Annotated in this window: 1 protein-coding gene; it reads left to right on the top strand. The window is 69.2% G+C overall.

Features of this window, described 5'->3' with window-relative positions; translation table 11 throughout:
• Positions 1 to 237 (top strand): hypothetical protein (locus BST14_RS32315; protein WP_245845876.1); only part of this gene is annotated, 237 nt, incomplete at both ends.

Raw genomic sequence — 237 nt, 5'->3', positions numbered from 1 at the left:
GACCTGACCTCGGCGTTCAACTTCGCCAACCCGAACAACGAGCCGTTCCCCGAACTGCCCGACACCAGCCAGGCCGACGCCATCGTCGCCAGCCAGATCAAGCTGCCGAAGCCGAAGCCGCCGGCGGTGGCCGCCATGCCCAAGCAGGAAATGGGCATCCGTCCGGCCCGCGCCTTGCCCTACGAGCTGGGCGTGCATGCGCGCTACCGCAGCGGCGGAGATGCGCTGAGCCTGACC

It is taken from the genome of Mycobacterium arosiense ATCC BAA-1401 = DSM 45069, from assembly GCF_002086125.1.
GTDB lineage: Bacteria > Actinomycetota > Actinomycetes > Mycobacteriales > Mycobacteriaceae > Mycobacterium > Mycobacterium arosiense.
The sequence above is the reverse complement of the archived record's forward strand: the minus strand, read 5'-3'. Positions and strand labels throughout refer to the sequence as shown.